At 44.6% G+C, this 11,912-nt stretch carries 8 protein-coding genes, 1 rRNA gene and 2 riboswitches; all 9 genes read right to left on the reverse strand.

From position 1 onward, the window contains the following. A 16S ribosomal RNA gene (locus ABE021_RS00980) occupies nucleotides 1-96 on the reverse strand; the annotation flags it as partial. Nucleotides 97-497: 401 nt separating this feature from the next. Beyond that, on the reverse strand, nucleotides 498-1,832 hold the full coding sequence (locus tag ABE021_RS00985; RefSeq protein ID WP_430286295.1) for an NCS2 family permease: 1,335 nt from the start codon (nucleotides 1,830-1,832) through the stop codon (nucleotides 498-500). A gap of 106 nt (nucleotides 1,833-1,938) precedes the next feature. After that, nucleotides 1,939-2,040, reverse strand: a riboswitch (purine riboswitch). Next, nucleotides 2,038-3,576 carry a glutamine-hydrolyzing GMP synthase gene (gene guaA, locus ABE021_RS00990; RefSeq protein WP_430286296.1) on the reverse strand — a complete coding sequence of 513 codons (1,539 nt, stop codon included), beginning with the start codon at nucleotides 3,574-3,576 and terminating at the stop codon, nucleotides 2,038-2,040. (Overlaps the previous riboswitch by 3 nt.) A gap of 136 nt (nucleotides 3,577-3,712) precedes the next feature. Beyond that, nucleotides 3,713-3,814: riboswitch (purine riboswitch) on the reverse strand. 35 nt (nucleotides 3,815-3,849) lie between these two features. Then, entirely contained in the window at nucleotides 3,850-6,030 is a 2,181-nt protein-coding gene (locus ABE021_RS00995) for a DUF4129 domain-containing transglutaminase family protein (RefSeq protein WP_430286297.1), read from the reverse strand. Beyond that, nucleotides 6,027-7,232, reverse strand: coding sequence for a DUF58 domain-containing protein (locus ABE021_RS01000; RefSeq protein WP_430286298.1), 1,206 nt, complete (start codon nucleotides 7,230-7,232; stop codon nucleotides 6,027-6,029). Before ABE021_RS01000 ends, ABE021_RS00995 begins: the two co-directional genes overlap by 4 nt. Next, complete coding sequence (locus ABE021_RS01005) at nucleotides 7,229-8,179, reverse strand: AAA family ATPase (protein WP_430286299.1); 951 nt, start codon at nucleotides 8,177-8,179, stop codon at nucleotides 7,229-7,231. The genes ABE021_RS01000 and ABE021_RS01005 overlap by 4 nt, the downstream gene beginning before the upstream one ends. Nucleotides 8,180-8,327: 148 nt before the next feature. Then, entirely contained in the window at nucleotides 8,328-9,155 is an 828-nt protein-coding gene (gene nadE / locus ABE021_RS01010) for an ammonia-dependent NAD(+) synthetase (RefSeq protein ID WP_430286300.1), read from the reverse strand. A gap of 12 nt (nucleotides 9,156-9,167) precedes the next feature. After that, nucleotides 9,168-10,637 carry a nicotinate phosphoribosyltransferase gene (locus ABE021_RS01015; protein WP_430286301.1) on the reverse strand — a complete coding sequence of 490 codons (1,470 nt, stop codon included), beginning with the start codon at nucleotides 10,635-10,637 and terminating at the stop codon, nucleotides 9,168-9,170. 393 nt (nucleotides 10,638-11,030) lie between these two features. Then, nucleotides 11,031-11,606: an NADPH-dependent FMN reductase gene (locus ABE021_RS01020; RefSeq protein WP_430286302.1), complete on the reverse strand. Its 576-nt coding sequence runs from the start codon at nucleotides 11,604-11,606 to the stop codon at nucleotides 11,031-11,033. Nucleotides 11,607-11,912: the final 306 nt, after the last annotated feature.

An 11,912-nucleotide genomic window follows, 5' to 3' on the forward strand; every position in this document is an offset into this window, starting at 1 on the left:
AATCTCAAGGAGCAAGCTCCTATCGATTCGCTCGACTTGCATGTATTAGGCATGCCGCCAGCGTTCGTCCTGAGCCAGGATCAAACTCTCCATAAAAGAGAATTGATTGCTCAATTCGTACTGGCATCATTTCTGATGTCTATCAGATCGATTAAGATCTGTTTTGTTTGTTCCGCCGGCAGAGCCGGTTTCCCAAACGATAATTCGTTGACATTTTGCTGTTCAGTTTTCAAGGTTCATATTGTCTGAAGCGTTTCTAGTAAGTCTCGCTCCCGACTGCTTTATTACTATACCAAGCGCATCAACATATGTCAACACTTTTCGTCAATTAAATTACTAATCCTTAATTTACCCCAAAAACCAATCTCTAAACATCGAATAACGAGTTCTTATCTTACTCAGTTCATATAGGGTTATAGGTGGCTTAATTTGAAACCTTAATTGAAAAACAGCTGCTAGCTTCCTAAGACGGAATGCCAGCAGCTGTAAGGATTATGTTATTTAACGAAAACGAAATACAAAATGAAGAGAATCATCAGCACGTACATTATAGGATGAATTTCCTTCTTACGTCCGCTAAGCAGCATCGTAATCGGATAGAAGATAAAACCGATCGCGATTCCTGTTGCGATACTATACGTCAACGGCATTGCTATGACGGTGAAGAATGCGGGAACCGCCATTTCAAATCGTGTCCACTCGATATTGCCCAAGTTAGAAACCATCAACACTCCGACTATGATCAATGCAGGAGCTGTTACTTCAGGTGTTATAACAAACAATAAAGGTGAAAAGAATAGTGCCAGTAAGAACAGAAGGCCAGTGACCACTGAAGCAAATCCTGTTTTCGCGCCAGCGGCAACGCCCGCAGTCGATTCAATGTAGGAAGTTGTAGTGGACGTACCGAAAATCGCACCTGTCACAGTCGCCATGGAATCCGCCAGCAATGCTTTTCCTGCGCGCGGCAATTTGCCTTCCTTCATTAAACCGGCTTGAGTTGCAACTGCAACAAGTGTACCTGCAGTGTCAAAGAAGTCTACAAACAAGAATGTGATGATGATGACAAGGAATTGAGTGGTAAATAACTCACCTGGGTTGTTGAAGATTGCTTCAAACGCAGCACCAAAAGTCGGAGCGACACTTGGTACACTTGAAACAACCTTATCCGGTACCGCAATCAGACTGAAAATCATCCCTGCAATCGTTGTTAAAATCATTCCGTAGAAGATGGCTCCCTTAATCCCTCTCACCATCATGACTACAGTAATTACTAATCCGAAGATGGCAAGCAATACTGGCCCTTGAGATAAATCACCTAACGTAACCAGTGTATTCGGGTCACCTACAATAATATTTGCGTTTTGAAGCCCTAAGAAAGTAATGAACAAGCCGATACCTGCGCCTACAGCATATTTCAGTTGCGCAGGAATGGCGTTAATGATCATTTCACGGAGTCCAGTTAATGAAAGAACAATAAAAATGAGTCCTGAGAATAGCACACCTGTTAACGCCGTTTGCCAAGGGATCCCGTAACCCAGTACGACAGAAAATGCGAAGAACGCATTCAGCCCCATCCCTGGCGCCAGTCCGATTGGATATCGTGCGATGAGTCCCATGAATAATGATCCGACTGCTGCTGCCAATGCAGTAGCTACAAAGACTGCGCCTTTGTCCATCCGCATCGAATCCGGAATGTCCGTTACCCCGTCAAGAGACAACACAAGAGGATTTACGGCCAATATGTATGCCATTGCAAGGAATGTAGTGACTCCTCCAATGATTTCCCTGCGGTAATTCGTTCCTAACTTGTCAAACTCGAAATACTTTTTCATCGTCAACCGTCCTCATCTGTTTTGATTTAAAAAGAGCATGCGACATCTACCGTCGCATGCTCTTCCAAACTCTTCAAAATGGGGACCCTTCCTGTGAATCTTATACAAGAAGCGTTCCATTCATCGTAGTCAAAGCATTTACGGTGCTCTGGTAGAAACTTTCGGGCCTTATTCCCAAGGATATACGACTTTCAGTTATTCAGTTTTATTCCCACTCGATTGTTCCAGGTGGTTTTGCAGTAATATCATAGACTACACGGTTGACGTGATCGACTTCCGCTGTAATACGCGAACTGATTTTCTCTAAAACATCCCAAGGGATACGAGCCCAATCAGCACTCATACCGTCAGACGAGTGAACGGCACGCAGGCCGATTGCATGGTCATATGAACGCTTACCGTTTCTCACACCAACACTCTTGATACCCGGGAGGACTGCGAAGTACTGCCAGATTGAACGGTCAAGACCCGCTAAAGCAATTTCTTCACGAAGGATATAGTCCGCATCACGGACAATGTTCAACTTCTCTTCCGTCACTTCACCAAGTACACGGACACCAAGGCCTGGTCCTGGGAATGGCTGACGGTTGTAGATATCTTCAGGCAGTCCAAGTTCTTTACCTACATTACGAACTTCGTCTTTGAACAACGCCTTCAATGGCTCGATCAATTCAAAGTCCATGTCTTCCGGTAAGCCGCCAACGTTATGGTGTGATTTGATGACTTCAGCAGTTGCTGTACCACTTTCAATGATATCCGCATAAATAGTACCTTGTGCGAGGAAATCGATCCCTTTGAGCTTCGCTGCTTCTTCATCAAATACACGGATGAATTCGTTACCGATGATTTTACGCTTTTGTTCAGGATCAGTTACTCCGGCAAGCTTGTCCAAGAAACGTTTCGCTGCGTCCACTTTGATGAAATTCATATTGAACTTTGTGCTGAATGTATCGACAACACTTTCGACTTCACCTTTACGCAACAAACCGTGGTCTACAAAAATACAAGTCAACTGATCACCGATCGCACGGTGGATAAGTGTTGCGACTACTGAAGAGTCAACACCGCCGCTCAATGCACAAAGAACATTCCGATTTCCTACTTGCTCACGGATCTTTTCCATTTCCACTTCAATGAAGCGTTCCATCGACCATTCACCAGTCGGATTGCAAATGGAGCGAAGGAATGTACGGAGGATTTCTTGCCCGTTTTCAGTGCTCTCCACTTCTGGGTGGAACTGAACGCCGAATACTCCTTTATCAGCATTTTCGATTGCTGTAATATGTCCATGCTCGTCTTTCGCCGCAGCTGTAAAACCTTCAGGAAGTTCCACTATTTTTTCAGCACCGCCAATGTGGGCTGCAAATGATCCGCTGATTCCTGCAAATAATTCAGATGTTCCTTCAGCAGTCACTGAAGACGTTGCACCATGCTCTTCCATAGGTGCTGTCTTTCCACCGAATTGTTCTGAGATGATTTCCAGTCCTGAGCCAAGTCCAAGAACCGGAACCCCCAATGTAAAGATTTCAGGATCGATGTCCGCGTCCATTTTAGTATCTCCACCAGACAAGACAATTCCAGCTGCATGCATATTACGGATTTCTTCTGCTGTCACAGTGTGCGGGTAAAGCTCACTGTAGACGCCTAGGTCACGTATTACGCGTGTAATAAGTTGGTTGTACTTGCTGCCTAAATCTAAAACTACGATTTTCTCTTGTTCAGACAATAATGGAGCTGCTGACATGAAATCCACCTCTTCTTATTTTTATTTCAAGTATGCCCTTAAAATAGAGAAAGACGCGTTAGAAAGTGAACTCTTTCTGCGCGTCTTCTGTTTCTATCGATATCTATGAAATAACGAAAACAGACCACGGTTTCCCCGTAGCTGCCTTCGCCATCATAGACAGGTCGTTTGTGGTGACCTGGTAGAAACATCCGAACCATATTATCGGACCTATATGAGAGCATTCAAGTATTTTCATTCCTGGCATCATTCTACTTCCATTCAGTTTAAAAATCAACCAGTTGTCTCAATGATTAAATCTTCCCATATTTTGCGTAATTCCGTCCAATCTTGATTAATCTCATTTTGTCCATATAAGCCTTTTTCATATACAGCGGTCAGCGTGCTCATTTTTTCATCACCGCGCATTCTATCCACTTCTTTGGCGTAGGTCATTAACGTGGTCCCCACAGGTTTGCGGATTCCAACACGGGTCAAATGCTTTAGTAATTGTTCGTAATGTAAAGCAAATGTTTCCCATCCTTCGGGCTTATTGCGGCTGTTACGAACAGCAAGGCGAGGCATCCATTTCTTCCGGGTTGTATATAATCCGCCTCCAATCATTGTAATCGAGACTCCAGCAAGTATACTCACCGCCACCCATGAACGTAACCAATCCGGAATAATTTGAAGCAACCAGGAGTCCCCTGTATTTTTACGTTTAGCCGGTTGCTGATCCTGCTCTTGCTTCTTCTTGTTCTCAGGACGTTTAATAGGTTCAGGTTCTTTCGCATCATCTTCCGCCACTTCAATATCGAAGTTGATATTGGAGATGCCATTAAAGCCGATCGTCGGCTCGAATGGCATCCAACCAACACCAGGCATATACGCTTCAACCCATGAGTGAGCCTGGTTATTTGTTACTGTATAGAATTTCTCCTGATTGTCATCACGGTTCAACTCACCTGGTGCGAATCCCTTCACCCATCTCGCCGGTATCCCTACAGACCGCAGCATCACGACCATGGATGAGCTGAAGTTATCACAATAACCCCGTTTCGTTTCAAAGAGGAATTGATCGACATAATCATCGTCCTCTTTCGGTACCGCAACCTCTTCCCGGGAGTAGACAAAACCACTTCTTCCGAAATACCGTTCAATCGCTTGCGTTTTCTGATAAACACTCGGTGCATCTGCCGTCAATTCTTGAGCCAGGTCCTTTACCCTGGAAGGGACTTCTTCCGGCAAACTCAAATACTCATCCATTTCGAATTTTATGGAATCCAGTGACTCCATTTGCGTTGCACGGAGTTCTTTCAAGCTGTATTCGGGTGGGACGAATTCCGTTCGGTAGGTCATGTTTAGCGGCTCACCGGAATTCAGTGTCAACTTGCCTGTGTCCACTTCCTGCTCATAGACAAACCCTTCAGTAGTTTGCAATTCTTCAAACCCATATGGATAAGGCAAGATTGGAAGGGGTTCATACATATCCACATCGGCACGTTTCCTTGGCGGCACTAAGACTTGTCCGCCAATCAGACCTGAAAAACTCCCCTGGACCTCCGGATACGGCTCGTCTGAATCCTGAATCCACCCTTTGGATGTATAGGTATTTTTCGTTTCCATTTTCCAATATTGACGTGAGTCTACAAAGGCTTCAAATACAACCGTGTCATCTTGTTGAAACGGTCCTCCTAATTGCGTATCGTCAGGATCGTATCCTACTTTTGAAATGCCCTGACCGTTTCCGCCATCACCTGCCCCCGTCGCCGAGCGGATAAACGGAACCGGGTCGGGCCATGCCGGTTCTTTAATAGGGAGGAGAACGGCAACCACCGCGATGAGTAGTAACACTCCGCCTAAAGGGGCAATCGCTTTAAAATAACTCCCAACCGGCAGCCGGGTATTATTTTTAGCTGCTAACCGAAGCGGAAAGAGTAAGCCTAGTAATAACAGTCCGATCACCATTACCCGTAAAATCGCAAATGAGGCGTCAAACGTTGTGAACGTATCCACCACTGAGAGGAAAATCACCGTCATTCCAAAGAACAATAGGATTGACTTGCGGTATTCGATCCAAAAGCGGATCAAATATGCAAGCATCCAAAGTAAGATGAAGAATAATACTGTACGGAACGGATAAGAGATTTCCATCCACTGACCGGTCCCTATGAATGTGAAACTTCTGCTAATATCAGATAAGGTGATTTTAAGAGCTTCCCCGGTCAGCCATTCCTTTCCATGGAAGACATACTGCAGCGAGAGAATTATGTAAACCACCTTAACCGGAACCCCGATCCAACCCGGAACACGCAATAAACCAAATAACAGAGACAGTGCGATAAATCCGTAAAAGTGGCTAATATGCCCCGTATCTGTCAATTCCGATACCGGCTTGAGCCACTCGATTATCATAAGGAAGGCAAGCGTATACAGCACTAGTATGATCCACTTGTCCATCAGACCGTTTTTCACGCTTTAGCCACCTCCTGAAACGAGCGTTCGAACTGGTTATCTGACAGCACTTGGACTGTCACACCTAGCGATTTCGCCGCCCTTACATTCTGCTCCACATCATTCGGAATCGGCTCCGTTCCGTTTCTCACAACAAAACAAAATACTGGTTGTGCACGAGATGCACTAAGAACAGCTCTTAAAAACAAAGCATCCGGATTACCTGAAATGATGACAATAGCCCCGGCACCTTGAAGCGCAACTGCGTAATTCGGTTGTTTTGCGCGCCCTTCTTCCATTGGTTGCAAGCGAGCTAGTTGTGTCAGTGCTTTTCTAAGCTGCCCCTCTCCTGCAATGGTTCCAATAGCGGCATAATCCGCATCATTCGTTAAAAATGTCAAATCAGCTTTACGTGCAGCAGCTTCTTTTAATATGGAGGCAGCAAATCGAATTTGTTCTTCAAACGTTTCAGAGGATTTGGCATCGAGCAATAATGTGACATGCTCTCCTCGTTTGTTCTCAAATTCCTTCGTCATGAGATTCTGTGTCCGCGCGAAGGATTTCCAGTGGATCCATGACATCCGGTCTCCTGGCTGATAGTCTCTGACACCTGTCGCTACGGTCGTTTCTTTTATCAAAGAAAAGGGTGACCTGGTCGTCCCTTTGTCATGATACGAGCCGATTGGAACGTATTGAACGGCCTTTGTCTCAGGAAAAATGAGGAGCGATGACTCTCCTTCTGCCACAATCGTTTCACGTTTTCTAATCCAACCTAAAAAATCCGCTATTTCCAGCTGCACAGGAGAAAAGTGATGCTCCCCTCTTTGTTGGCCTTTCAATTCGTACTGCAGGAAAACCTGCTTTTGGAATCCGATGATGAACAACTTGGAAGTCCCTTGTTTCGTGACGGAGGCACCTCCTGCACACTGCGGTTCTCGGACAGCTAGATAGAGCAATGGAAAACGGTTTGTACGGTTCACACGAATTGTCACTGTCGTGGTATCACCAATTCCAAGTAATGGATGTTGAATCACACGGGACACCGTCATTCGTTTCAACGGATACAACACAATCGACAGCGCGTACAAAGAAAACGGAACGATGAAGTAAAAAATCGTCCAGCTCCCCATTCCACCTTGAAACATGGCAAATGAATAGGATCCACCTAGAACAATCAAAACAAATAATGTTTGAATGGTGAGTGATGCACGCTTTCGTGTCATATAGAGTTCGTCCTTAAAACCGGTACACGGACTTTCGTTAAGATATCAATCAGCACGTTATCAATGGATTGGCCGCTATACTCAGCGTCAGGATGCAAAATGATCCGGTGACTAAATACATATGGGAGTAAGTACTGTACGTCATCCGGCGTCACATAATTACGCCCTTTAATAAGTGCAAACGCTTGGCATGCCTTCATGAGACCGAGCGATCCGCGCGGGCTCACTCCTAGGTAAACGGATGCATGGTCACGTGTAGCATTCGCGCAATCGACTATATATGATTTGACCGTTGTATCCACAATGACATCAGTGACAACATTTTGCAGTTCGCGCAAATCCTCCAACGTAATAGCAGGAGCTGTCAGTTCAAGCGGAAGTTGGGATTCCGAACGCGAAAGCACTTCAATCTCCTCCTTCTTTGTCGGATACCCCATTTTCAATTTAAATAGGAATCGGTCCATTTGTGCTTCCGGCAATGGATATGTCCCTTCATATTCTATTGGGTTTTGAGTAGCCATGACAAAGAATGGTTTCGGAAGCTGCAGCGTTTTACCATCAATTGTAATAGATGCTTCTTCCATTCCCTCCAATAGGGCACTTTGTGTTTTAGGTGAAGTCCGATTGATTTCATCTGCCAAAATGATATTGCCGACTATAGGACCGGGTCTGAATTCAAACTCCATCTGCTTTGGGTTATAAATCGAAACCCCGAGGACGTCGGAAGGCAATAAGTCAGGCGTGAACTGAATTCTTTTGAAGTCAGCACCTATGGCAGCAGCCAATGATTTTACCATTACCGTTTTCCCGACACCGGGCACATCTTCAAGGAGGACATGTCCTCCTGCTAAAAGTGCTGTAAGACTGAGCTCACTAATTTCACGTTTCCCAACAATGGTTCGTTCGATGCTCGTCAATATGGCATCGATATTCTCTTTATGTGACATCCCTGTTCCCCCTTGCTCATTTACTGGATGACTCTACAGTTCTTTCCATCATACCGGAATTTGTATGGGCGGACAAACTAATTTACAAAACAAACAGAATTCGAAGGCAATGAAAAAACCTCCCGATGTTACGAGAGGTTTTTCACAACTATTTCCAAAAATCATCAAATACAGTTACCGGAAGATGCCGCTTGTGTTCGGAACGGAGGTAGTGACGTTCGATGGTTTGGCGCGCATCGTCGGGGACTGCTTTCCCCTCCAAATAATCGTCGATTTGTGTATAGGTCACACCGAGAGCGACCTCATCAGGCAAGGCAGGTTTGTCCTCCTCCAAATCCGCGGTTGGAACTTTGTTATACAAATGCTCAGGGCAGCCAAGAATCCGGAGCATTTCCTTCCCTTGCCTTTTGTTCAAACGGGATAACGGGGTAACGTCTGCTGCCCCATCGCCAAACTTCGTAAAGAAACCGGTGATTGCTTCTGCTGCATGATCAGTTCCGATTACCGCGCAATGATGGAAAGCCGCCATTGAAAACTGGACTTTCATCCGTTCTCTTGCTTTTTCGTTGCCTTTTTCGAAATCCGTCAAAGAGATCCCCGCCTCATCAAGCGCATGACGACTCGCATCTACCGCCGCTTTAATGTTCACGGTATACGTAATGGTAGGTTGAATGAAGCGCAAGGCATCTTGACAATCCTCTTCGTCAAATTGTGTGCCATAGGGCAGCCGGATTGCGACAAACTTATAGCGATCCACTGCAAGTTCCTCATTCAATTCATCTACTGCCATTTGCGCAAGCTTTCCAGCCAACGTTGAATCTTGACCTCCGGAAATCCCTAGTACATAGCCTTCCAGAAACGTGTTCTTCTTCAAATACGCTTTCAGGAAATCCACCGATATCCGAACCTCTTTCTGAGGATCGACTTCCGGCTGCACATGCAATTCTTTAATGATTCGCTGCTGTAATTCATTCACTATGAGTCACTCCTATTCGTGTATGAAGTCACTTACCATTTCTTGGACTTCTTGAATATTTCTCATCTTATTATCCCAACATTTCTGGCTCAGATCGACAGGATACTCTTCGGGATTGAGGGAACGCTTGTATTCATCCCATAATAGGTTCAAGTTATCTTTCGCATACTGTTGGATTTCCATAGTTGGCGGCAACTCATAAACGATTTGTCCGTTATCGATGACTTTTTCATGGAGGTCTCTGGCTTCAAAATTCGTTACAAATTTAGAGATGAAGGTGTGTACCGGATGAAACATTTTGATCCGTTTTTCAGAATTCGGATCTTCATCATACATCGTGATGTAGTCCCCTTCAGCTTTGCCATTTTCTTTATCGATAATCCGATATAACTTCTTGCGTCCAGGTGTCGTCACTTTCTCTGCATTGGAAGAAATCTTGATCGTGTCCACCAATTCACCGTTTTCACCTTCAATTGCAACGATTTTGTAGACAGCACCGAGCGCCGGCTGATCATATGCAGTGATGAGTTTCGTCCCGATTCCCCATACATCCACTTGAGCACCTTGAGCTTTCAGATTGAGGATGGTGTATTCATCCAAATCATTGGATACGACGATTTTCGCGTCCACAAATCCTGCCTCATCCAACATACGTCTTGCTTCCTTCGACAGGAACGAGATATCCCCGCTGTCTAGGCGAATGCCTATGAAGTTAATCTTGTCCCCCAATTCCTTCGCCACTTTAATGGCAGTCGGGACGCCGATTTTCAAGGTGTTATAGGTGTCTACAAGGAAGACACAATCACGATGGCGTTTTGCGTATGAGTGAAACGCTTTGTATTCACTCTTATAGGCTTGCACAAGAGAATGGGCATGAGTCCCGCTCGCTTGAATTCCGAACAGTTTTCCAGCCCTAACATTACTAGTCGCTTCCACTCCGCCAATTACTGCAGCCCGTGCTCCCCAGACTGCCGCATCCATTTCATGGGCACGTCTGCTTCCGAATTCCATCACCATTTCATCTTTTACGACTTGTTTTATGCGACTCGCCTTTGTGGCGATCAATGTTTGATAGTTGACGATGTTCAAAAGTGCTGTTTCAATAAGCTGCGCTTCAGCCAATGTAGTTTCCACTCGGATGATCGGTTCGTTTCCAAATACAGTTTCCCCTTCTTTCATGGAATAGAGGTCTCCGGTAAATCGGACGTCTTTCAGATAATCGAGAAAATCTTCTTTGTAGTGCAATTCATCTTTTAAATACGCGATATCCGTGTCCGTGAATTTCAGATCCCGTAAATAGTCGAGCACACGTTCAAGCCCTGCAAAAATTGCATATCCGTTTCCAAATGGCAGCTTTCTGAAGTACAGCTCGAAAACCGCTTTCTTGTTATGTATACCCTCAGACCAGTACGTTTCCATCATATTGATTTGATATAAATCTGTATGTAATGCAAAGCTATCATCTGTATAGTTTGAGCTCATACTAATTCGCCTCTTCCAATAGGTTATGTAGACCGCTTACAACTTTAATTACCCTTTTTCCCCATCCTTAATCTAAACAATTGCTGGCACCTTCTTAAGAATTTCCAAACTATAGACAAGTATATCAAATTCCTAAAAGAAAGAAATCATCTAACGTCTATTGCATTCGATTAAAGACGTGCTATTACCAGAAAATGCAGAGGCGGATCGTGACTTCACGTGATCGAACAGGATACGTATCCAATCGAACTCGTAACAAACTTCCTGCAAAAGGGGCTGTCGTCTTTAGTTGTCCCAAAACCTGAAAAAGCAGCCGGATTCCCCGTACGCTCTTCCGCAATCCTGCCTTAACGAAAACAAGCATTCTGCACGTACACAGAATGCTTGTTTATATTATGCTTTTTTCGATGCATGCATTTCCGTCATGCGTTCGTAAAAATCGACGAAGTTGTCCACCACAGAGTCCAAGAAGGCTACTGTCGGTTCGTCCGTTAACTCGTCTTGTTCGTTCAATTTCTGATGAATCGATCCGATGTACACTTCATTATTCGGTAAAATGAGTGGAGAAAGACCCGGGTTGGATAGAATTTCGCGTAAATGGATTTGAGCACGCACACTTCCGAACACGCCCATCGATGATCCGACGATGAACGCAGGCTTATCACGCAGTGTTGCTTCGCCTCCGCGCGATAACCAATCCAGCGCATTTTTCATAGCGCCTGGGATGGAGAAGTTATATTCAGGAACTGCAAATAATACAGCATCCGAATCTTTCACATTCTCTTTGAATGCGCGCACATTCGCAGGTGGTTCGCTTTCGTGGTCAACTGAGAACATTTCCACGTCGTTGATGGAAACTAATGTTATCTCCAAACGATCCGCGTATCGTTTCTTCATGAAGTTCACCAGTCTCTTATTGTAGGAAGTCGAACTTGTACTTCCAATAACCGCTTTTACTCGTATTGTCATGTTAAGTAGCTCCTTCTAGTTGGTCTTCTATTGCTAATACCTAAATAAGAATACCATTTCCGTCTTTTAACGTTTAATAATCTGCTCACTCCACTTGCAAACCATCAAAATCCCCCATGGATACCTTTGGTTCCCCAAAACTTACATCCTTCAACCATATTTAACTATTACGTTATATATATGCGGATACACCTTGCAGCTCCTGTCCATACTCTTAAATTAAAGTTTACAATCTACCAATCATGGGTAAAAACTTATCACGCAAACAATTACTATTCCGCAAAAATAAGATGAAATCAACAACTT

Origin of the sequence: Sporosarcina gallistercoris, from assembly GCF_050459885.1 — a bacterium.
GTDB classification, from domain to species: domain Bacteria; phylum Bacillota; class Bacilli; order Bacillales_A; family Planococcaceae; genus Sporosarcina; species Sporosarcina gallistercoris_A.

Bases quoted from the DNA above. Each gene is read 5' to 3' on its own strand.
- guaA (WP_430286296.1), bottom strand. From the start codon at position 3,576: ATGTCAGCAGCTCCATTATTGTCTGAACAAGAGAAAATCGTAGTTTTA.
- ABE021_RS01020 (WP_430286302.1), bottom strand. From the start codon at position 11,606: ATGACAATACGAGTAAAAGCGGTTATTGGAAGTACAAGTTCGACTTCC.
- ABE021_RS01000 (WP_430286298.1), bottom strand. From the start codon at position 7,232: ATGACACGAAAGCGTGCATCACTCACCATTCAAACATTATTTGTTTTG.
- ABE021_RS00985 (WP_430286295.1), bottom strand. From the start codon at position 1,832: ATGAAAAAGTATTTCGAGTTTGACAAGTTAGGAACGAATTACCGCAGG.
- ABE021_RS01005 (WP_430286299.1), bottom strand. From the start codon at position 8,179: ATGTCACATAAAGAGAATATCGATGCCATATTGACGAGCATCGAACGA.
- ABE021_RS01015 (WP_430286301.1), bottom strand. From the start codon at position 10,637: ATGAGCTCAAACTATACAGATGATAGCTTTGCATTACATACAGATTTA.